Annotated in this window: 17 protein-coding genes; 7 read left to right on the plus strand and 10 right to left on the minus strand. The window is 68.0% G+C overall.

Annotation, left to right across the window (positions count from 1 at the left end; genetic code table 11):
- Positions 1 to 17: 17 nt before the first annotated feature.
- From LF63_RS02385 to LF63_RS02410, 6 genes are all read right to left on the minus strand, one after another.
- A complete protein-coding gene (locus LF63_RS02385) occupies positions 18 to 1169 on the minus strand; it encodes a glycoside hydrolase family 18 protein (RefSeq protein ID WP_052394592.1) in 1152 nt (383 codons plus the stop codon).
- A 1-nt stretch (position 1170) separates the two neighbouring features.
- Complete coding sequence (locus tag LF63_RS02390; RefSeq protein WP_043099373.1) at positions 1171 to 1722, minus strand: YdeI/OmpD-associated family protein; 552 nt, start codon at positions 1720 to 1722, stop codon at positions 1171 to 1173.
- Between the two features lie 49 nt (positions 1723 to 1771).
- Positions 1772 to 2173 carry an MAPEG family protein gene (locus LF63_RS02395; RefSeq protein WP_043099374.1) on the minus strand — a complete coding sequence of 134 codons (402 nt, stop codon included), beginning with the start codon at positions 2171 to 2173 and terminating at the stop codon, positions 1772 to 1774.
- 56 nt (positions 2174 to 2229) lie between these two features.
- Positions 2230 to 2601 (minus strand): low molecular weight protein tyrosine phosphatase family protein, encoded by a 372-nt coding sequence (locus LF63_RS02400; protein WP_052395155.1) that lies wholly within the window; start codon positions 2599 to 2601, stop codon positions 2230 to 2232.
- Positions 2602 to 3323: 722 nt separating this feature from the next.
- Positions 3324 to 4277, minus strand: a complete 954-nt coding sequence (tal, locus tag LF63_RS02405) for a transaldolase (RefSeq protein ID WP_043099377.1) — start codon at positions 4275 to 4277, stop codon at positions 3324 to 3326.
- Between the two features lie 54 nt (positions 4278 to 4331).
- Complete coding sequence (locus tag LF63_RS02410) at positions 4332 to 6512, minus strand: primosomal protein N' (protein ID WP_043102960.1); 2181 nt, start codon at positions 6510 to 6512, stop codon at positions 4332 to 4334.
- Between the two features lie 522 nt (positions 6513 to 7034).
- On the opposite strand from LF63_RS02410, the gene LF63_RS02415 reads away from it, so the two are divergent.
- Together LF63_RS02415 and sppA are read left to right on the plus strand one after the other, a co-directional pair.
- The gene (locus LF63_RS02415) at positions 7035 to 8435 is read left to right on the plus strand and encodes an MATE family efflux transporter (protein ID WP_043099380.1); all 1401 of its coding nucleotides are present in this window, start codon (positions 7035 to 7037) and stop codon (positions 8433 to 8435) included.
- Positions 8436 to 8504: 69 nt separating this feature from the next.
- Positions 8505 to 10355 carry a signal peptide peptidase SppA gene (gene sppA, locus LF63_RS02420; protein WP_043099382.1) on the plus strand — a complete coding sequence of 617 codons (1851 nt, stop codon included), beginning with the start codon at positions 8505 to 8507 and terminating at the stop codon, positions 10353 to 10355.
- A gap of 3 nt (positions 10356 to 10358) precedes the next feature.
- Here the strand turns inward: sppA and LF63_RS02425 are convergent, their stop codons facing one another.
- The gene (locus LF63_RS02425; protein WP_043099384.1) at positions 10359 to 10604 is read right to left on the minus strand and encodes a hypothetical protein; all 246 of its coding nucleotides are present in this window, start codon (positions 10602 to 10604) and stop codon (positions 10359 to 10361) included.
- 150 nt (positions 10605 to 10754) lie between these two features.
- Between LF63_RS02425 and LF63_RS02430 the strand changes: the two genes are divergently transcribed.
- The 3 genes from LF63_RS02430 to LF63_RS02440 all read left to right on the plus strand — a co-directional run bounded on the left by LF63_RS02430 (position 10755) and on the right by LF63_RS02440 (position 13659).
- The gene (locus LF63_RS02430) at positions 10755 to 11537 is read left to right on the plus strand and encodes an SDR family oxidoreductase (RefSeq protein ID WP_043099386.1); all 783 of its coding nucleotides are present in this window, start codon (positions 10755 to 10757) and stop codon (positions 11535 to 11537) included.
- Between the two features lie 161 nt (positions 11538 to 11698).
- Positions 11699 to 13165 (plus strand): DNA-3-methyladenine glycosylase 2 family protein, encoded by a 1467-nt coding sequence (locus tag LF63_RS02435; RefSeq protein WP_043099388.1) that lies wholly within the window; start codon positions 11699 to 11701, stop codon positions 13163 to 13165.
- Positions 13166 to 13170: 5 nt separating this feature from the next.
- On the plus strand, positions 13171 to 13659 hold the full coding sequence (locus LF63_RS02440) for a methylated-DNA--[protein]-cysteine S-methyltransferase (protein ID WP_043099390.1): 489 nt from the start codon (positions 13171 to 13173) through the stop codon (positions 13657 to 13659).
- A gap of 9 nt (positions 13660 to 13668) precedes the next feature.
- Here LF63_RS02440 and LF63_RS02445 read toward each other — a convergent pair whose 3' ends face one another.
- The 3 genes from LF63_RS02445 to LF63_RS02455 form a co-directional block, all read right to left on the minus strand.
- A complete protein-coding gene (locus tag LF63_RS02445) occupies positions 13669 to 14361 on the minus strand; it encodes a DUF4124 domain-containing protein (protein ID WP_052394593.1) in 693 nt (230 codons plus the stop codon).
- Positions 14362 to 14404: 43 nt separating this feature from the next.
- On the minus strand, positions 14405 to 15349 hold the full coding sequence (locus LF63_RS02450) for a DegV family protein (protein WP_043099392.1): 945 nt from the start codon (positions 15347 to 15349) through the stop codon (positions 14405 to 14407).
- Positions 15350 to 15467: 118 nt separating this feature from the next.
- On the minus strand, positions 15468 to 17882 hold the full coding sequence (locus tag LF63_RS02455; RefSeq protein ID WP_081945051.1) for an acyl-CoA dehydrogenase: 2415 nt from the start codon (positions 17880 to 17882) through the stop codon (positions 15468 to 15470).
- 226 nt (positions 17883 to 18108) lie between these two features.
- Between LF63_RS02455 and LF63_RS02460 the strand changes: the two genes are divergently transcribed.
- Together LF63_RS02460 and LF63_RS02465 are read left to right on the plus strand one after the other, a co-directional pair.
- Entirely contained in the window at positions 18109 to 18912 is an 804-nt protein-coding gene (locus tag LF63_RS02460) for an AMP nucleosidase (RefSeq protein WP_043099393.1), read from the plus strand.
- A 99-nt stretch (positions 18913 to 19011) separates the two neighbouring features.
- The gene (locus LF63_RS02465) at positions 19012 to 20325 is read left to right on the plus strand and encodes an APC family permease (RefSeq protein WP_043099394.1); all 1314 of its coding nucleotides are present in this window, start codon (positions 19012 to 19014) and stop codon (positions 20323 to 20325) included.
- Positions 20326 to 20580 lie beyond the last annotated feature (255 nt).

Genomic DNA, 20580 nt, shown 5'->3' on the forward strand with positions numbered 1-20580 from the left:
GTGGCGCAATTCATGTGTCACGGCGCGCGAGGCACGCTCGAAGCGGACGCTGGCGCGCCCTTGAGGGCATTCGCCAGCGCGTCGAACAGTTCGTGCGTGGGGTCCAGTCCCTGCTCCCAGTACATCACGCCGCCGAGGCGGCGCTGCTTGACGTAGTCGGCCTTGGCGCGCAGCGACTGCGGGTCTTCGTAGGTGATGAAGGTGCGCGTGTGCGGGTTCCACAGATAGGGTGCGCGGGCCTTGGCGTCCCAGTAGCGCGTGAAGCCATGGCGATCGATGTACTCGGCCTTCAGTTGCAGCCAGTCGAAGCTGTCGACGTACTTGCCGTAGGGCTGATACAGGCCCTGGTCGCGGTCGCGCACGTCGGTGAAGGCGCGCGCATAGAAGGCCGCGCCGAGCATGAGCTTGCGCGCCGGCACGCCGGCGTCTAGGTACTGGCGCACGGCCTTGTCGGCGTAGCGGTCGCCCGGCGCGGTGGAGGCCGCAGAGCGGTACAAGCCGGCATGGTGCCCGGTGGTCGGCGTCATGCTGTTGTTGAAGTCGTACGTCATCAGGTTGATCCAGTCGAGCAGATGCGCGATCGGCTTCAACTGGACGTGATCGACAAACGGGCCGTCGGCAAGCGCGGCGGTCAGCAGGAAATGCCGCGGGTCGTCGGGATGCGTGCGCGAGGCGTGGTCCATGGTCCGGCGCAGCGCGCTCAGCAGCAGCGTGAAATGCACGCGGTCGCTCTCTCTCGCCCGGATGCCGGCGCCGCTGTGGCCGGGGTATTCCCAGTCCACGTCCAGACCGTCGGCGTGCACGCGTTCGAGCAGCGCCACGGCGCTGTCCGCGAAACGCTTGCGCGAAGCCGCGGTCATGGCCGCATCGGAAAAGCCGTCCGCGCCCCAGCCGCCGACCGAGATCAGCAGTTTCAGTTTCGGGTTGCGTTTGCGCAGCGGCTGCAGGCGCGCGAAAGCCTCGGTGTGTTTGGCGTCCAGCACGACCTCGCCGTTCTGCACGTGGGCGAAGGCGAAGATGAGCGCGTCCAGGCGCGTCGCGTCGATCTTGGTCGGGTCGGCCTTGAGCGTCGCGTAGCCAACCAGGCGCGGCGGCGGTGCGGGTTGGCAGGCGCCGAGCAGCAGACACAGCGCCAGCACGAGTGCGATGAGCAGGTGTCGGCTGCGCACGCTACTCCGCCGCCTCGGGCGCGCTGAATTCCTTGCTGTAGAAGCCGGAGCGGTCGAAGCAGCACACGCGTCGCTTGCCGGAAGCCAGCATGTCGCAGGCATTGGCGATGCGCCGAGCGCGCGTCTCCTCGCGCTTGGCGGAGGTGATCCAGTGCAGCCAGTCCCAGCGTGCGGCGCAGGTGATGTCGGACCAGGTCGAAGCCGCTTCGGGGTGCTTCGCCAGCGCCTGGCGCAAGTCGGTCGGCAGTGTCGGTTCCGGCGGCTCGACGTCCGTGGACAGGGTCAGTGCGACGATCTCGTTCGGTTCCGCCTGTGCGCGCTCCCGCAAGGCGCGATCGACCTTCAGCCAGTGGCTCTTGCAGCCGTCGGGTTCCAGCATGGCCCGGAACGGTTGGCCGTTGAGCGTGCCCTCGACGAAGGTCTGGCCGCGCGTCGGCAGCTTCGCGCTGGCTGCCTTGGGCAACACCAGAAAACTCCAACTGCCGCCGCGGCCGGGATGCTTCGGCCGCAGGAGCTTCGCTTCGCAACGGATGTCGTCGCTGGAACGGGTCATGACGCAGCTGTCGGCGGTGACGGACGGTCAGGATGCCTCGGCTGCGCCTTCAGCGCCAGCCGGCGGCAAGAACCGTCGCCCACAGGCCGAGCACGGCGAGAAAGTTGATCGTGAACACCAGGCCCCGCAGGCGAATGTCGGTTGTGAGTATCTGCACGCCGCTGTGCAGCACGCGACCGATCATGAACAGCCAGGCGAGTCCGATGGCCCAGCGGTTCACGCCGCCGAGCAGCATGAGCAGGAGGCACGCTGCGTAGAACAGCACGGGCCACTCGAACTGATTGGACAGATTCGCGCCGATGCGCGGCTCGACCGCGGCCCACGGGCTGGAACCGTCCGCACGGCGACCCACACCCCACACCGCCGGTGCACGCGCCACGGTCAGCAGCACATAGAGCAGCGCGGTCCACGCCACATGCGCGGTCATGGGAAGCAGCAGATCGTGGGTCATCAACGTCTCCGGTCAAGCGGCGGGCAGGGCGGTGCGTCGGTTCGATGTTGTTGAAACTATGTCTTGGGCTTGCGACTGGGCAAGTGGCGGGGGACCCGGGTTTCGAGCAGGCGGACAAGCTCCGGTTGCATGAAGTCGAATCGATCCGGGATGTCCAGGCACACAATGTGCGTTTGCGACAGGTGCGGCCGGAACTTCTCCGAGAGTTTGGTGCGGTGTCGGCGCTCCATGACAAAGAGCACGTCGGCCCACTGCAGCAGTTCAGGCGTGACAGGAACGTCGGCATCCCGGCTGACGCCCGCCGATGCGGTCTCGACGCCCGGCCATGTCGCGAACACCTGCTCCGCGGTCGGACTGCGCAGGCGATTCTTGCCGCAGACGAACAGCACGCGGCAGGGCGCGGAAAGTTTTTCAGAGCGAGGTGACATCGGGTGGGCGTCAGCGCGCTGGTTGGTTGGCATGAGCAGGATGGGCTTCGAGCAGTTGCTCTTGTCGAAGGGTGGGGCCGGCGATGTCGGGATCATCGACGCATTCCTCGACGGTCTGCGTGGTCTGGTAAGTCCAAGTCCCAGGTGAACCTATCCTCCTTTGAGGCGACGATACGCGAAATATCCGACCAGTTAACTCTGGTCGTCCGAGTCTCGGGCGCGAGAAAGTGAAAGATCGTCAGGTAGGCGGAGAATCCGTCGTTATCAAACGCTAGCTCACACTCGCGACCTGAAAAGGTGCGACTGAAGCCCCGTCGTGCAATGTTCACGCGATAACGAATGAAGTCGCGGATGCTCATGCCCACCTAACTACAAGTAGCCCCCGGATCCGGGGTGTAACCCTGGATATTCAGGGAGCATCAACGGTCGGTCAAGCAAAGGGCCTTCTAGATACAAGGGCTTGGCGGTTTATTCTGGTGCGTTGATCCCTGAGCGGTGGTGCGTTACGCGCCGTATGTGGGGGCGTAAGTGAGTTACAGGGACGGAAGCGGGGGCGTGAGGCGCGAGAGTGCATAGCCGCGACGATGAGTGCGGATGAACGAAGCTCGGTGCGACTTCGGGAGTGCAAATTCTTTGCGGCAATGTAGAGCGCTTCATCGACGTATGCCGGCAGGTGGCCGGCATACGGGGTTGGACGTGTTGAATGGATGCAGCGATTCAACTCAGAGCCGATCGCCGAGCATCTTCTCCAGCTTGACCTGGTCGGCGGCGAAGCGGCGGATGCCGTCGGCCAGCTTGTCGGTGGCCATGGCGTCTTCGTTCTTGCCCCAGCGGAAGGTCTTTTCGTCGATGCTTTCCGGGCGTTCCGCGCGGTGGCCGTGGTCTTCGAGCTTGCGCGGGAGGTCGGCTTCGGTGGCGTCGAGCTTTTCCAGCAGGTCGGGGCTGATGGTCAGGCGGTCGCAGCCGGCCAGGGCGGTGATCTGTCCGGTGTTGCGGAAGCTGGCGCCCATCACCACGGTGTCGATGCCGTGGCGCTTGTACCAGTCGTAGATCCTGCGCACCGATTGCACGCCGGGGTCGTCCTCGGCGGCGAAATCGTCGTGGTCGGTATTGGCGACGTACCAGTCGTAGATGCGGCCGACGAACGGCGAGATCAGGAAGGCGCCGGCGTCGGCGGCGGCGACGGCCTGCTCGAAGGCGAACAGCAGCGTCAGGTTGCAGTGGATGCCTTCGCGTTCGAGCTGCTCGGCGGCGCGGATGCCTTCCCAGGTGGAGGCGATCTTGATGAGGATGCGGTCGGTGCCGATGCCGGCGTCGTCGTACAGGCTGACCAGGCGGTGCGCCTTGGCGATGGTGGCTTCGGTGTCGAAGGACAGACGTGCGTCGACCTCGGTGGAGACGCGACCCGGGATCAGCTTGAGGATGTGTGTGCCGGCGTTGACGGCGAGGCGGTCGCAGGCGTCGACGATCTGCGTTTCGCGCGCGTTGCTCTGGCTGCGGGCCCAGTCCAGCGCGTCGTCGATCAGCGTTTTGTAGCCGTCCATCGAGGCGGCCTTGAGCAGCAGCGACGGGTTGGTCGTGGCGTCGACGGGCTTGTGGCGTTCGATGGCGCCGATGTCGCCGGAATCGACGACGACGGTGGTCATCGCGCGCAGTTGTTCGAGCTGGGAAGCCATGGAATTCCTTGGGGATGCGAAGCGGGAACGCCCAGAGTACGACTGCGGTGCGGGTCAGTACAAATCGACCGGATCGACGTCGATGGACCAGCGCACGCGGCGTGCGCCTTCGAGTTCGCCGAGGGCATCGCGCCACGATTTCAGCGCCGCGTGCAGTGCGCTGCGGGTGTCGGCTTCCAGCAGCAGCTGGCCGCGGTGACGACCGGCGCGCAGCGGCATCGGTGCGGGCATGGGTCCGGACCAGCGCAGCGTTTCGGACGCCGGCAGCGCGTCGCGCGCGGCGTCGAGAAAGGCGTCGACGTGTTCGCGGCGGGTGGCGTCGGCGCGCAGCAGCGCCTGGTAGGCGAACGGCGGCAGGCGCAGCGCGCGGCGTTCGTCGAGCATCTGCGCACAGGTGGCGCTGTAGCCCCGATGCAACAGCGTCTGCAGCAATGGATGTTCGGGCTGATGCGTCTGCAGCAGCACGCGGCCGGGTTTGCCGGCGCGACCGGCGCGGCCGGCGACCTGCACGATCAGTTGCGAGAGTCGCTCGTGGGCGCGGAAATCCAGGCTGTGCAGGCCTTCGTCGAGGCTGGTGATGGCGACCAGGGTGAGGTTGGGCAGGTCGTGCCCCTTGGCCAGCATCTGCGTGCCAACCAGGATCGCCGGGCGGCCGTCGGCGAGCGGTCCCATCAGGTCCTCGAAGGCGTCGCGGCGGCGCGTGGTCTCGCGATCGATGCGCAGCACCGGCGTGTCGACGTAGCGGGTCTGCAGGGCTTCTTCCAGGCGCTCGGTGCCATGCCCCTGGCGATGCAGGCCCTCGCCGCCGCAGCCGGGGCAGACGGTCGGCACGGGGCGTTCCAGTTCGCAGTGATGGCAGACCAGTCGCTGGCGGCCCTGATGCAGCGCCAGCGGTTTTTCGCAGCGCGGACATTCCGCGTGCCAGCCGCACAGGTGGCACATCAGCAGCGGCGCGTAGCCGCGGCGGTTGCGGAAGATCAGCGCCTGCTCGCCGCGTTCGACGCAGGCGTCCAGCGCTGCCAGCAGCGGGTTGGACAGGCCGTGCTGCATCGCCTGGCCGCGCACGTCCACGAGTTCGGCGCGCGGCGGCGTGCGATGCGCGCCGGTGCGTTCGCGCAGATCGAGGCGGCGGTAGCGCTCGGCCTCGACGTTGGCCAGCGTCTCTAGCGACGGCGTGGCCGAGCCGAGCACGATTGGAACGCCCAGCCGCTGCGCGCGGACCACGGCGAGATCGCGCGCGTGATAGCGGAAGCCTTCCTGCTGCTTGTACGAGGTGTCGTGTTCCTCGTCGACCACGATCAGGCCGGCGTCCGGCAGCGGCGCGAACACCGCCGAGCGCGTGCCCAGGATCACCCGCGCCTGACCGTTGCGGGCACGCAGCCAAGCGCGCGCGCGCGCGCCCTCGGCCAGATTGGAGTGCAGCACGTCGACCGGCACGCCGAGCCGCGCGCGCAGGCGCGCCACGGTCTGCGGCGCCAGGCCGATTTCGGGCACCAGCAGCAGGCACTGGCGGCCGGCGGCGAGGGTGCGTTCCATCAGCTGGATGTAGACCTCGGTCTTGCCGCTGCCGGTGATGCCGTGCAGCAGGAACGGCGCGAAGCTGCCCAACGTGGCGGCGACGGCCTCGACGGCGTCGCGTTGGCCGGCGTTGAGTTCGGGCGCGGCCTGGGTGGGCGCGGTGGGCGCATCGTCCAGCGCGATCTCGCTGTCGATCAGGCCGGCTTTGTGCAGCCGTCGCGCGGCGTCGCGCCAGCCGGGCAGGCGCAGGTCGAGTTCGCTGGCGCGCAGGTCGCCCTCGGCAAGCAGATCGAGCAGCGCGCGGCTGCGTCCGCGGCGCTTGCCCTCTTGCTGCGCGGCGCGACCGGCGTCCAGCAGACGCCAGCGCTCCTCGCCCAGCGCCGGCCACGGCTTGGCCTGGCGCAGCGCCGTCGGCAGGGCGTTGTTGAGCAGCACGTCGCCGGGCGCGCCCAGCCAGTAGTCGGTGGCCCAATGCAGACTCGACAGCAGTTCGCCGTGCAACAGCGGCTCGTCGTCGAGGACGCGCTGCACGCGCTTGAGCTGTGCCGTCGGCACGCTGCTCTGTGCGGCAGTCTCCATCACGATGCCGACTTGCACGCCGCGTCCGAACGGCACCTGCACGCGTGTGCCTGGCGCGATGTTCGCGCCCTCGGGCGGCAGGTAGTCGAACAGGCGCGGCAGGGGAACCGGCAGGGCGATGCGCAGGACGGCGGGCATGCGGCGCAGTGTAGCCGCGGCGACGCGCTGCGCCACCTCCGGCCGCGCGCACGGAGGCGGCGCAGATACGTGCGACAGTTCACATCTTCCTTGGGAAATAGAGCTAAGTGCCGGGTCGCAGGGGCTTTTCATGGTTATCCACAAAAGGTGTGGATAAGTCTGTGGACGTCGCTGGGATCACGCGCCCGAGAGGGCGTGGTTGCGGGGTCGGTTACATATTGGTGAAAGTTTAACCAGCCTGAAATAATCATATAAAAACAAATGCTTGCATGATTCTTGTGCGGAGTGCATGCGCCGGGTTCGGCGACCGCTCATGAATTCGTGAGACGCAACGGCCACTGTGCACAACCTGAGGTGCGGGTGCGGAAAACGCCTGTCACGACAGCATTTCAGCCGAAATCGTGCACGTACGGCCACTTGCGTGATTCGGGCCGATCGAAAGCGCGGATCGAGGTCGTGCCGCGCCCCGACCGAGGACGTCGGCGGCTAGAATGGCCGGCCCCGATCTCCCGGTTTTCGCGCGTGCCTCAGTTCCTTTCCGCCGTCGATCGCGTTCGCGCCGCGCGCGAAACCGGCGCGCTGCTGCGTCTGGCGCTGCCGTTGATCGGCGCGCAGCTGGCGGCGGTCGGTACCAATGTGGTCGACGCCATGCTCTCGGGGCACCTCAATGCGCACGTACAGGCGGCGGTGACCACCGGCGTCGGCGTGTGGACGCTGGCGATCCTGATCGGTATCGGCACCATGCTGGCGGTACCGCCGACCGTGGCGCAGCTGGATGGCGCCGGTCGCCGCGAGGAGATCGGCGCGACCTTCCGCCAGGCGATGTGGATCGGGCTGCTGCTGGGCTTGCTGCTGCTGTACGCGGTGCGCCATGCCGAGTTCGTGCTGCGGCTGGTCGGCGTGGTGCCGAGCCTGCGTCCGGACGTGGCCGCGTTTCTGCGCGCGGTCGGCTGGGGCGCGCCGGCGATGACGATGTACTTCGCCCTGCGCGGTCTGTCCGAGGGATTGTCGCTGCCGCGGCCGTCGATGTATTTCAGCCTCGGCGGCCTGGCGCTGCTGGCGCCGCTGGGCTATGTGCTGATGTACGGCCGCCTCGGTTTTCCGGCGCTGGGTGCGCGCGGCAGCGGTATCGCCACGGCGACGGTGCTGTGGTGCGAGATGCTCGGGTTCGCTTTCTATGTGCTGCGGCACCCCAACTACCGGGGCATTCGACTGACCGAGCGTTTCGACTTGCCGCATCCGCGCGCGATGGGCGCCTTGCTTCACCTCGGCGCGCCGATGGCGTTCACGCTGCTGATGGAAGGCGGTCTGTTCGTGGCCGTGGCGTTGGCCATCGCCAGCATGGGCGAGGTCGTCACCGCGGCGCACCAGATCGCGCTGAACGTGGCCTCGGTGGCGTTCATGGTGCCGCTGGGCACGGCGATGGCGATCACCATCCGCGTGGGTCACGCCGCCGGACGCCGCGATGTCATCGGCGTGCGCTATGCGGCGCTGTGCGGCGTCGGGTTGACGCTGTTCACGCAAGTGGTGTCGAGCAGTCTGATGCTGGGCTTGCCGCACGCCATCGCCGGGCTGTACAGCGACGATGCGGCGGTGGTCGGCATGGCGGCGCAGCTGATGGTGCTGGCGGGCCTGTTCCAGTTCTCCGACGGCATTCAGGTGGCGTCCAACGGCGCGTTGCGCGGTCTGAAGGACACGCGCGTGCCGATGCTGATCAGTGCGTTCGCCTACTGGGGCGTGGGCATGCCGGTGGGCTGGTGGCTGGCGTTCCATTTGCACTGGGGCGCGCGCGGCATGTGGGCGGGACTGATCGTCGGGCTGAGCGCGGCGGCGATCCTGCTGTTCGCGCGGCTGTGGCGCACGTTGTCCAGCGAACGCTGGCTGCGTCACGTGCCGGCGTCGCCGAAGACGTCGACGGGCTGACCTGTGGCAGATGACCGGATGCGGACGACACGCTAGGCTGAGCCGTCGATTCATCCGGAAAACGCCTCCATGACGGGCACCCAACGCAGCGGCTTCGTCGCTTTCATCGTGATGATCCTGCGCGGCATCAATCTGTTCCGCGTAGTGGTCCTCAATGTTCTTTTCTTCGGTCTGCTGTTCCTGCTGATCGCCGTGCTGTCGCGCCCCGACCGGCCGGTGGTGAAGGACCGCAGCGTGCTGGTGCTGCAGCCGCAGGGCATGCTGGTCGAGCAGTACAGCGCCACCCCGTTCGCGCGGCTGATGGCGAAGCTGTCCGGCGACGGCGTCGACCAGGTGCAGGTGCGCGATCTGGTGTCGGCCATCGACCACGCGCGCACCGACCGGCGCATCAGCCGCATCGTGCTGCTGCCGGGCGAATTGCGCGCCGGCGGATTCGCCGCGCTGCGCGAGGTCGGCGCGGCGCTGGACCGCTTCCGCGCCAGTGGCAAACCGGTCGACGTGTGGGCGCCGAGCATGGACCGCAGTCAGTACTACCTGGCCGCGCACGGCAGCAAGGTGATGCTCGATCCGATGGGCGGGCTGCTGATCACCGGCCTGTCCAGCTATCGCCTGTTCTACAAGGACCTGCTCGACAAGCTCGGCGTGGACGTGCACCTGTTCCGCGTCGGCCAGTTCAAGTCCGCGGCCGAGCCTTACATCCTGGATCAGGCCTCGCCGCAGGCCAAGGAAGCCGACGCCTACTGGATGGGCGGTCTGTGGCAGCAGTGGCTGGCCGACGTCGCCAAGCAGCGCAAGCTCGATCCGCAGGCGCTGAGCCAGTCCGTCGACAGCGTCGCCGATCGGCTGGATGCCGCCGGCGGCGATCTGGCCAAGCTGGCCGTGCACGATCACCTGATCGACGGCGTGGCGACGCGGCACGATCTGGTGGCGATGCTGCGCAAGGACGGCGTGCCGCCCGGTCCGAAGGGGCAGGGCATCCGCGAGATCGACATGGACGACTACCTGCGCGCGGTCGACCGGCCGGTGTCCGCCAGCCGCGATCACGTGGCGGTGGTCGTCGCCGAGGGCGAGATCGTCGGTGGCAAGCAGGGACCGGGCAAGATCGGCGGCGAGTCCACCGCGCAGCAGCTGTACCAGGCGCGCATGGACCCGCACGTGCGCGCGGTGGTGCTGCGCGTGGATTCTCCCGGTGGCGAAGTGTATGCGGCCGAACGCATCCGGCGTCAGGTCGCGCTGCTGCGTGAGGACGGCAAGCCGGTCGTGGTGTCGATGGGTGACGTGGCCGCCAGCGGCGGCTACTGGATCTCGATGAACGCCGACCGCATCTTCGCCGAGCCGAACACCATCACCGGTTCCATCGGCATCTTCGGCATGGTCTACAACGTGCCCGGTCTGCTGAACAAAATCGGCGTGCACAACGACGGCGTCGCGGTCGGTCCACTGGCCGGCGCCGGCGACGTCACGCGGCCGCTGGACCCGCAGATGGGCAAGCTCATGCAGAGCGTCATCAACAAGGGCTACCGCGATTTCGTCGGCCACGTGGCCAAGGCGCGCGGTAAGGATTTCCAGCAGATCGACGCCATCGCCCAGGGGCGCGTGTGGACCGGAAGTCAGGCCTTGCAGCGCGGTCTGGTCGATCAACTCGGCGGACTGCGCGACGCGGTGGCCTACGCCGCCCAGGAAGTGCATCTGAAGCCGGGTGCGGTGCGCTACATGCCGCCGCCGGGAAGCTCGGGTCTGAAGCGGCTGATGACGGGGTTCGGCGACAGCACCGCGGCGCACGTGCTGGCCAGCGTCGGTCTGCGCCCGCCGGCGTGGTTGCGCGAACTGCGCGAGCGCGTGCCGGGCTGGGCGCTGCTGCAGCACGCCGAGCCGGGCAAGCTCAACGTCTACGCCGACTGTCTCTGCGCGCCGCGCTGATGGCTACTGCTGCGCGTCCTGCAGCGCCTTGCGCTCGGCGTCGTCGTGCGCCTGCAGGGTCTGCTGCACGGACTTGGCGCGGTCGCGGGTGTTCAGCAGCGGCGTGAGCGGATTCGAGGCCGGCATCGCGGTCGACGCCGAGGCGGCCTTCGGATTCGGCGGCTGCGGCGTGTCGGGCGCGGGCGATTTCGAGCAGCCGGCGAGCGCGGCGATCAGCAGCCCGCAGGCGACGATAGGAAGGTGGCGCATGGCGATTCCCCGAGACGTGAGCGTCTGCGCCGCAGTCTCGCGCGCGGCGGCGCCCGCGGCAAGCGCGTGCGTTGTACGATGCCGTGAAACGGTCGGTTCGCGCACATTCCGCGATCCACCGCGTTTCGTAGTCAGGTGAAGGAACCGAGCATGCATCCGCGACTTTCCAGCTGGCGTCTGCACGGACAGACCGCGTTGATCACCGGCGCCAGCAAGGGCATCGGACTGGCCTGCGCGCGCGAGCTGGCGGCGCTGGGCGCGGACCTGCTGCTGGTCGCGCGGGACGGCGACTATCTGGATCAGGTGCGCGACGAACTGGCCGAGGAATGCCCGGATGCGAAGGTGCGCGCCTTCGCCGCCGACTTGTCGCAGCCCGAGGAGCGGCTGGACGTGTTCGACTGGGTCGCCGATCTCGGCGCGCCGCTGTCGCTGCTGGTCAACAATGTCGGCGGCAACAGCATCAAGGACGCGCTGGACTACACCGACGAAGACGTGCGCACGCTGTTCGAGCAGAACCTGTTCAGCGCGTTCGACATGTGCCGCCTGGCGCATCCGAATCTGGTGCAGCACGCCAACGCGGGCATCGTGAACATCGGTTCGGTGTCGGGCGTCGTGCACGTGCGTACCGGCGTGGTCTACGGCATGACCAAGGCCGCGCTGCACCAGATGACGCGCAACCTGGCCTGCGAATGGGCCGGCGACGGCATCCGCGTCAACGCGGTGGCGCCGTGGTACATCCGCACGCAGCGTTCGGAACCGGCGCTGGCCGACGAGGACTATCGCGAAGAAGTGCTGGAGCGCACGCCCATGCAGCGCATCGGCGAGCCGGAGGAAGTGGCGGCGGCGGTGGCGTTCCTGTGTCTGCCGGCGTCCAGCTACGTGAGCGGCGAACTGATTGCCGTCGACGGCGGGTTTCTGCGTTACGGGTTCTGAGTCCCGCACTGCGCCCGGCCTCGTTCCTGCACCTGGATCGGTGCGAAGGTTCCTGCGCGTCTGTTGCGCCGAACGTCCGCGCGGCGGCCTCCGGAACGAAGCGAAAAGATTCATGGCCGAAAACGACCAGTATCCGATTCCGGTGGCGCTAAGCTTGCCGCATGGATACCGTCGTCGCTCTGCCGAATGTTCCCGATGCACAGGTGTGCGAACAGGCACGCCTGAGTCGCGATGCGCGCTTCGACGGGCTGTTTTTCACCGCGGTGCGCTCGACCGGCATCTACTGCCGGCCGGTGTGTCCCGCGCCGACGCCCAAGCCGCAGCACGTGACCTACTACGCGACCGCCGCTGCGGCCGCCGCCGCCGGTTATCGACCGTGCCTGCGCTGCCGGCCGGAGCTGGCGCCGGGTGCGTGGGCGTGGCGCAGCGGCAATGAACTGGTGGCCGGTGCGCTGCGCATGATCGAGGATGGATTGCTGGACCACGCGCCGGTGGCCACGCTGGCCGAGCGTACCGGCCTGAGCGAACGCCATCTGCGACGCCTGTTCGCCGACACCCTGGGCGCGAGTCCGCTGCAGGTGGCGGCGACCCGGCGGCTGCTGTTCGCGCGCAAGCTGCTCGACGAGACCGCGCTGCCGATCACGCAGATCGCGCTGGGTGCGGGCTACGGCAGCGTGCGCCGCTTCAATGCCGCGTTCCTCGACAGCTTCGGCGTGCCGCCACGCGAGATGCGCCGTCGCCGGGTCGCCGCCGAGACGCAGGGCGTGCGGTTGCGGTTGGGCTATCGGCCGCCCTACGATTTCCCGGCGATGCTGGCGTTCCTGTCAGCGCGCGCGGTGCCCGGTATCGAGCGCGTGACGGGCGACGCCTACGAGCGCGTGTTCCGGCTGCAAGGGCACGCGGGGCGGCTGCGCGTGCAGGCGCTGGACGGCGAGCCGGCACTGCAGCTGCATGTCGAGCATCCGCGCGCGGACGTGCTGACCGACGTGGTGGCGCGCGTGCGGCGGCTGTTCGATCTGGATGCGGAACCGCAGGCCATCGCACTCGGACTGGCCGGCGATCCGCTGCTGAAGCGCCTGCTTCGCGCGCAGCCCGGGATTCGCGTGCCGGGTTGCTGGGACGGATTCGAGATCGCGGTGCGTGCGGTGCTGGGCCAGCAGGTCAGCGTCGCCGCGGCGCGCACGCTGGCGTCGCGTATCGTCGATCGCTGGGGCGAGCCGCTGGGCATGGAGGTCGACGACGATGCGCCCGCGCACGCGTTCCCCGCGCCGGGCGTGCTGGCCGAAGCCGCGCTGGAAGAGGTCGGCGTGATGGGGCAGCGCGCGCGCACGATCCGCGCGATGGCTGCGGCCGTCGCGGCCGGCGAGGTGGACTTCCGTGCCGAGCGCGGACTGGATGCCTTCGTCGCGATGTGGACGGCGCTGCCGGGCATCGGTCCGTGGACCGCGCATTACATCGCTTTGCGCGCGCTCGGTCACCCGGACGCGTTCCCCGCGGCCGACCTGATCCTGCGGCGTCGCGCCGGTGGCGGACGCACGCTTTCGACCCGTGAACTGGAAACGCGCGGCATGGCCTGGCGGCCGTGGCGCGCTTACGCCACGTTGTTGCTGTGGCGCTGCGAGGAGTGACGATCATGTTGTACCAGGACCGCCTCGACACGCCCATCGGCGTGCTCACCCTGATCGCCGACGAAGACGGCGCGCTGGTGCGGGTGAATCTGCCGCAGTCGCGCAAGCCGCCGCCGGACCTCGGGCCGGTACGCGCGGATCGCGCGCGACTGGCTGCGATCTGCGTGCAGTTCGAGGCCTATTTCGCCGGCGAACGTTTCGACTTCGATCTGCCGCTGCGCCCGCACGGCACGGACTTCCAGCGGCAGGTCTGGGACGGCTTGCTCGGTATCGGCTACGGGCGCACTGCCAGCTATGCCGATCTGGCCCGCAGCATCGGCCGGCCGCGCGCGGTGCGCGCCGTGGGCGCGGCCAATGGCGCCAATCCGCTGTCGATCATCGTGCCGTGCCATCGCGTGATCGGCGCGGATGGCAGCCTCACCGGGTACGGCGGCGGCATGGAGGCCAAGCGCTGGCTGCTCGATCACGAACAGCGGCACCGGCGCGCCGCCTGAGCGGAGCGATCAGCGGTTGCAGCCGGCCATGTCCTTGCGCAGGCCGGCGGCCTGCCGTTCCAGCGGCGGCTGGTCGCTCTGGAACGCCTTGTGGATCTTGTCTTCGACGTCGCTGAGCTGGTCGCGCAAGGTCAGGCAGATTTCGTACGCGCTCATCGGCCGGCAGCGGTCCTGCACCCAGGTGTAATTGCTGGCGATCAGGCCCGACGTGATTCGTCCGCGCGCCAGCTGCGGGTCCGAGGCCGCGCGTTGGGTCGCGTTCTTGCCGCCGTAGACGCTCGACAGCGGCGACTGGAACGCACCGAGCATGCCCAGCGGCGCGAGGTAGGCGTTGGGATGGCCGTCGCGGCTGACATACGAGGTGCCATCGGTAGCGCGCACGCAGCTGTACAGCTGCGGCAGGGTGACCGGTTCGGCTGCCGGCGCGGGAGTCTGCGCGATACGTACCGGCGGCGGTGTGGCTGGTACCGGCGCGGCAGGCGGTGCCGGGAGGCTGGTCGCCGGCGGCGGGGTCGGCATGTTCAGCGTCTGCTGCTGGCTGCTGCGCGCGCAGGGCGTGTCCTGGTAGCTGACCTGCCCATTGCGGGCCGTGCACTTGTAGATCGTCTCGGCCGCGGCCGGCGCGCCGAAAAGGAGCAGCAGCAACGGCAGGCCGCGAACGATCGCGGCCCGGCGTGTGCGTGTGGCTTGCTGCGTGGACATGCGCCGATAGTAGCGCGCCGCGCGTGAACGCGGGTGCGCTCGTTCAGAAGTTCGCTTCGTACGGCTCGCTGGCGAAGCCGGCGCACAGACCGCCCTGACCGGTGTTGGCCATGCCGGTGATGCTCATCGGGCATTCCATCACGTCGATGCCGTGGTCGGAACAGGTCCGGCGCAGGTCGTCGTAACCGGGCAGGTGGTGCATCACGTCGAGATCGCCGCCGTAGCTCAGCGACACGACCGGCACCATCAGCCCGTGGCGGATGCGATCCTCGATGTGCTTGAACAGGGTTTCGGCGGCGCCCTCGAAACTGCGCACCTTGGTCATCGGCTCGGTGTTGCCGCGCCAGCCGCGCAGGATCGGCTTGATGTCCAGCGCCGAACCCAGCGTCGCGCCGACCAGGCCGATGCTGCGGTCGCCGCGCTTGCGCGCGCGCTGGCGCAGGTAGTTCAGGTCGCGCGGGATCAGGAAGCCGTGCGTGTTCTGCGCGACCTGCTCCAGGCGTTCGCGCATCTGCCCGGGACTCTGTTCGGTCTCCAGCAGCCGCACGGCCTCGATGACCGGGATCGCCGAGCCGGCGAACAGCGTCTGCGTGTCGATCACGCGCATCAGGAACGGACCGGGCACGCCGGCTTCCTGGCGCGCGGGTCGGTAGTTCTTCAGGATCGCGAAGCTGGCCTTGTTGACTTGCTCGAACACCGGACTGCGCGTGGCGGTGATGGTGAAGCAGAACACGCAGTCGAAGTCGATGACCAGCCGTTCCATGAACAGCTGCATGACTTCCTCGGACGAATAGGGCGTGGTTTCCGCGCCGTGACTTCGGCTGCCCATGTTCGAGTCGAGAAAGCGCTGGGTTTCAACCGGATCGCGCTGATCGGCGAAGGTTTCGCCCTCGACGTTGACGAGGATCGGCAGCACTGTGATGTTGTTTTTCTGCACGAATTCCAGTGGCAGATCGCACGTCGCATCCATGACCAGACCGATACGCATAGAACCCTCCCGACGTGATACGCATGGCTGACAGCGTGAAACCTATCACGTAATCAGCTCTTCCAGTGCAAGCTACGTTGTGTCATCCAAAATGGTTGCATGTCGCAGCTGAACGTCCTCAGCGCAGGGATTTGTAGGTGTCGGCATCGAAGGCGTCGACCTGCACCACTTCGTTGCGCGCCTCGCGCGCTTCGTCGAGCAGTTCGTACTCCTCGCTGGTGATGACGCCGGCCTGCAGGGCGAGATCGTCGAGCATGTAGCCCGGCGCGCGTTCGAGCCGGCCGGCGCGCACCGCGTCGCGCATCTTGGTCTCGACCGGGATGGCGCGCACGGCCTTGTCCAGCGCGGCTTCGAGCATGCCCAGGCCGACCTCGTCGCCCTGCGGCACGAAGATGTCCTCGGTCAGATGGATGCGCGCCTCGCGGTCTTCGAGGATGGTGCGCGCCACGCGTCGGCCGAGACCGTCGGACGGCGGCCGGAAGCGCGCGCCCAGCGGGAACACGACGATGCGCGCCAGCCACGAGGCGGCGCTGTTGGGCAGGTTCTCCATCACGCCGCGCAGCGCTTCCTGGGTGCGGTACAGCGCGGTCGCGGCGCTCCAGCGGGCGAGGTCGTAGTTGCTGGCGATCTTCGGTTCGTCGATGTAACGCTTCATCGCGGCGGCAGCCATGTACTGCCAGGCCAGCGCGTCGGCGAGGCGGCCGGAGATTTTCTCGCGCCGCTTCAGGGTGCCGCCGAGCGTGGCCATCGACAGGTCGGAGACGAAGGCGAACGCGGCCGAGAAGCGCGACAGGTGCTGGAAGAAGCGCTTCAGGTCGCCCTCCGGCGCGCCGGCCAGACGGCTGCCGGTCAGCGCCAGCGCGAAGGCGCGCATGGCGCGGGTGCAGACGAAGTTGATATAGCCGAACAGGGCCTTGTCGAGCTTGGCCTCGTCCTTCTCCTCGACCGCGCCGATTAGCTTCTGCACGAACGGATGGCAGCGGATCGCGCCCTGGCCGTAGATGATCATCGAGCGCGTGAGAATGTTCGCGCCCTCGACGGTGATGCCGACCGGGATCGCCATCCACATGCGCGAGAGCAAGTTGCGCGGGCCGCGCTGGATGGCGGCGCCGGCGCGGATGTCCATGGCGTCGGCGACCACTTCGCGCATGCCTTCGGTCAGGTAAGCCTTGGCGATGGAGCCGAGCACGGCGGGACGCTCGCCGGCGTCCAGCGCGCCGCAGGTCAGGGTGCGCGTGGCGCTCATCACGTAGGTCATGCCGGCGATGCGCGCCAGCGGTTCCTCGATGCCCTCGAAGCGGCCGATGGGGGTGTCGAACTGCTCGCGCACGGTGGCGTAGGCGCCGCAGATGCGGGTGGCCATCTGCGCCGCGCCGATCGACAGCGCCGGCAGCGAGATGGAGCGGCCGGCGGCCAGCGATTCCATCAGCATGCGCCAGCCGTGGCCGATCTGTTCGCGGCCGCCGATGATGGCGTCCAGCGGCACGAATACGTCGGTGCCGACGATGGGACCGTTGTTGAACGGCACGCCCATCGGGTCGTGATGGCGGCCGATCTCGATGCCGGGCAGGTCGCGCGGAATCAGCGCGCAGGTGATGCCCAGATCTTCCTCGCCGCCGAGCAGGCCGTGCGGGTCCTTGAGGCGGAAGGCGAGGCCGATCAATGTCGCCACCGGCGCCAGCGTGATGTAGCGCTTGTTCCAGGTCAGGCGCATGCCCAGCACTTCCTCGCCGTCGTACATGCCGCGTTCGACGATGCCGGTCGACTGCGTGGCGGCGGCGTCGGAGCCGGCTTCGGGACCGGTCAGGGCGAAGCAGGGCACTTCGCGGCCGTCGGCCAGGCGCGGCAGGTAGCGCTGCTTCTGTTCGTCGGTGCCGTAGTGCAGCAGCAGTTCGCCGGGGCCGAGCGAGTTGGGCACCATCACCGTCACCGCAGCGGCGATGGAGCGGCTGGCGATACGCGTGACCACGCGCGAATGACCAATCTCGGAAAATCCCAGGCCGCCGAATTCCTCGGGGATGACCATGCCGAAGAAGCGCTCGCGCTTGAGGTAGTCCCAGACCGCCTCGGGCATTTCGCGGTCCTGCTCGATCTGCCAGTCGTCGAGCATGCGGCACAGCGTGTCGACCTGCTGGTCCATGAAGGCCTGTTCGCGCTTGCTCAGCGGCTGGCAGCGGAAATGTTCCAGTCGGCTCCAGTTGGGCATGCCGGAGAAAATCTCGGCGTCCCACCACACCGTGCCGGCTTCCAGCGCGATGCGCTCGGTTTCGCCGAGCCGCGGCAGCACGCGGCCCATCAGCGGCATCAGCGATTTCGCGAACAGCGCGCGCCGCAGCGGCGCGAAGCCAGTGACCAGCGCCAGCGCCACGGTCAGTAGCAACAGGAAGCCGAACAGCACGGGCGAAGCCACGCCGTGCACCAGCCAGGTCAGGAACAGCACGGTCAGGGCGGCGGTCCAGGCCTGCCAGCCGCGTCCGCCGATGGCGAAGGCGAACAGCACGATCAGGGCGATGAGGATTCCCGCAAGCAGCATGGTGCATCTCCTTATTCGCGACGCCCCATTCTGACGGTCTACGCGCGCGACTGGCAAAAATGCGCGCCGCCCGGTGCGCCGCCGTTCATGTCGACGGGCGCATCGCAGCGCCGATGCACGCGCAAGCGCGTACAATAAGAGGGATATCCGAACGAAGTGTTTCCTGCCGGCGTGGCGTCGCCGGCGTCGCGCGTCGCCACGCGATGCGCCCGATGCGAGAATCCGCGTGAAAGACAAGAATGAAATCGTCGCCAACTGGCTGCCGCGCTACACCGGCACCGAACTGGGCGACTTCGGCGACCACATCCTGCTGACCAACTTCGGGCATTACCTGGAGCTGTTCGCGCAGTGGCACGGCGTGGACATCCGCGGCACCGACCGTCCGATGCCCAACGCCACCGCCGACGGCATCACCATGATCAACTACGGCATGGGCAGTCCCAACGCCGCCACGGTGATGGATCTGCTGTCGGCGATCTCGCCGCAGGCCGTGCTGTTCCTGGGCAAATGCGGCGGCGTGAAGAAGAAGAACAAGATCGGCGACCTGGTGCTGCCGATCGCGGCCATCCGCGGCGAAGGCACCTCCAACGACTACCTGCCGCCGGAAGTGCCGGCGCTGCCGGCGTTCCAGCTGCAGCGCGGCGCGTCGACGATGATCCGCGACCTGGGCCACGACTACTGGACCGGCACCGTCTACACCACCAACCGCCGCGTGTGGGAGCACGACGAAAACTTCAAGCGCTATCTGCGCCAGACGCGTTGCATGGCGGTGGACATGGAGACGGCGACCATCTTCGCCGCCGGCTTCGCCAACGGCATTCCCACCGGCGCGCTGCTGTTGGTGTCCGACCAGCCGATGATTCCCGAGGGCGTGAAGACCGAGGCCAGCGACCGCAAGGTCACCGCCGAGTATGTCGAATCGCACATCAAGGTCGGCATCGAGGCGCTGAAGCTGGTGCGTCGTCACGGACGCAGCGTCAAGCACCTGCGGTTCGAGGAAGACCTGGAAGTCGATCCCGACGAGGATTGATTCGCGCACGCGCGGCGGTCGGCCTCGGGTCGGGCCGCCGCGTGCCTGCGTGGCATCATCGCCGCTGGCCGCACCCGCGGCGCGAACGACGGAAGGCGAATGCAGACGGACAAGATCGGTTTCTGGGGCGCGGTATCCATCGGCGTCGGCGGCATGGTGGGCGGCGGTATCTTCGCCGTGCTCGGTCTTTCGGTGCAGTTGGCCCACGGCGCCGCGCCCATCGCCTTTCTGCTGGCCGGTCTGGTCGCGCTGGTCACGGCGTGGTCCTACGCCAAGCTGTCGGTGGCGTTTCCGTCGCAGGGCGGCACGGTCACGTTCCTGTATCAGGCGTTCGGGCCGAGCCTGTTCACCGGTACCGCCAACGTGCTGCTGTGGATCAGCTACATCGTCATGCTGTCGCTGTACGCGCATGCGTTCGGCAGCTATGGCGCGCTGCTGTTTCCGGCCGACCAGCGGGGTTTCTGGACGCACGCCCTGATCAGCGCGGTGATCGTGGCGATCACCGCGCTCAACCTGCTCAGCGTGAAGGCCATCGGCGCCGCCGAGCGCTGGATCGTGGCGATCAAGATCCTGATCCTGACCGTGTTCGTCGGCATCGGCCTGTTCGGTATGGATACGCAGCGGCTGGCGCCTTCGGACTGGGCCGGCTGGCTGCCGGTGGTGGCCGGCGGCATGATCATCTTCGTCGCTTACGAGGGCTTCGAGCTGATCGCCAATGCGGCCGAGGACGTGCGCGATCCGAAGCGCACCCTGCCGCGCGCGTTCTACGCCTGCGTCGGTTTCGTCATCGTGCTGTATCTGGCGGTGGCGGCGGTGACGCTGGGCAACCTGTCCGTGGACGGCATCGTCGCGGCCCAGGACTACGCGCTGGCCGAGGCCGCGCGACCGTTTCTCGGCACGGCCGGCTACATGGTCATCACCGTGGCCGCATTGTTGTCCACGGCGTCGGCGATCAACGCCACGCTGTACGGCGCGGCGCGATTGAGCTTTGTCATCGCGCAGGACGGCGAACTGCCGAGTGTTCTGGAGCGGCGCATCTGGAACCGTCCCGTCGTCGGCCTGCTGATTACTGCCGCGTTGACGCTGGCGCTGGCCAACGGCTTCGATCTGTCCAACATCTCGACCATGGGCAGCACCGGCTTCCTGCTGATCTTCGCGGCCGTCAACGTGGCCAATGCGCGGCTGGCCGGCAAGACCGGAGCGCGTCCGTGGCTGGCGTGGCTGGGCGCGGCGGCGTGTCTGCTGGCGTTGGCCTGTCTTCTGGTCGAGACCGCGCTGCGCACGCCGGCGCAGTTGAGCGTGCTGGCCGCCATGCTGGGGTTGGCCTGGGGCATCGAGCTCGTCTACCGGCGCTGGCGCGAGCGTCCGCTGCATCTGCCGATTCATCACCGCGGGGCCCGCGGCGGGCAATGATCGGACAACGTTGTCAAAAAGTCGTTCGCCAGTGCACTGGGCTTTCCTAGTACGTCGATGACGTGAGCACTCGGGCGTGGGTGCTTCCTGACGCACGCCATCTTCTTCGCAACCCTTTGCTGGGTTTATTTTCCGCCGTGCCGAAGGCGCGAGGGCGTCCTTTCGTGTGCGCATCGCGTCGTTCGTGCGGTGGGGCGGCGCGAGGAAAGTGTGATCCAGGTCACATCGTTGGCGTCTTATTCGGTCTTGTAGGAC

The sequence above is a fragment of the Oleiagrimonas soli genome, from assembly GCF_000761445.1.
Lineage (GTDB): Bacteria > Pseudomonadota > Gammaproteobacteria > Xanthomonadales > Rhodanobacteraceae > Oleiagrimonas > Oleiagrimonas soli.

What these genes read in the sequence shown, in the direction of transcription:
- LF63_RS02390 (WP_043099373.1), bottom strand. Translation starts at nt 1,722, where the DNA reads ATGACCCGTTCCAGCGACGACATCCGTTGCGAAGCGAAGCTCCTGCGG.
- LF63_RS02395 (WP_043099374.1), bottom strand. Translation starts at nt 2,173, where the DNA reads ATGACCCACGATCTGCTGCTTCCCATGACCGCGCATGTGGCGTGGACC.
- LF63_RS02400 (WP_052395155.1), bottom strand. Translation starts at nt 2,601, where the DNA reads ATGTCACCTCGCTCTGAAAAACTTTCCGCGCCCTGCCGCGTGCTGTTC.
- tal (WP_043099377.1), bottom strand. Translation starts at nt 4,277, where the DNA reads ATGGCTTCCCAGCTCGAACAACTGCGCGCGATGACCACCGTCGTCGTC.
- LF63_RS02410 (WP_043102960.1), bottom strand. Translation starts at nt 6,512, where the DNA reads ATGCCCGCCGTCCTGCGCATCGCCCTGCCGGTTCCCCTGCCGCGCCTG.
- sppA (WP_043099382.1), top strand. Translation starts at nt 8,505, where the DNA reads ATGACGGGCACCCAACGCAGCGGCTTCGTCGCTTTCATCGTGATGATC.
- LF63_RS02425 (WP_043099384.1), bottom strand. Translation starts at nt 10,604, where the DNA reads ATGCGCCACCTTCCTATCGTCGCCTGCGGGCTGCTGATCGCCGCGCTC.
- LF63_RS02430 (WP_043099386.1), top strand. Translation starts at nt 10,755, where the DNA reads ATGCATCCGCGACTTTCCAGCTGGCGTCTGCACGGACAGACCGCGTTG.
- LF63_RS02435 (WP_043099388.1), top strand. Translation starts at nt 11,699, where the DNA reads ATGGATACCGTCGTCGCTCTGCCGAATGTTCCCGATGCACAGGTGTGC.
- LF63_RS02440 (WP_043099390.1), top strand. Translation starts at nt 13,171, where the DNA reads ATGTTGTACCAGGACCGCCTCGACACGCCCATCGGCGTGCTCACCCTG.
- LF63_RS02445 (WP_052394593.1), bottom strand. Translation starts at nt 14,361, where the DNA reads ATGTCCACGCAGCAAGCCACACGCACACGCCGGGCCGCGATCGTTCGC.
- LF63_RS02450 (WP_043099392.1), bottom strand. Translation starts at nt 15,349, where the DNA reads ATGCGTATCGGTCTGGTCATGGATGCGACGTGCGATCTGCCACTGGAA.
- LF63_RS02455 (WP_081945051.1), bottom strand. Translation starts at nt 17,882, where the DNA reads ATGCTGCTTGCGGGAATCCTCATCGCCCTGATCGTGCTGTTCGCCTTC.
- LF63_RS02465 (WP_043099394.1), top strand. Translation starts at nt 19,012, where the DNA reads ATGCAGACGGACAAGATCGGTTTCTGGGGCGCGGTATCCATCGGCGTC.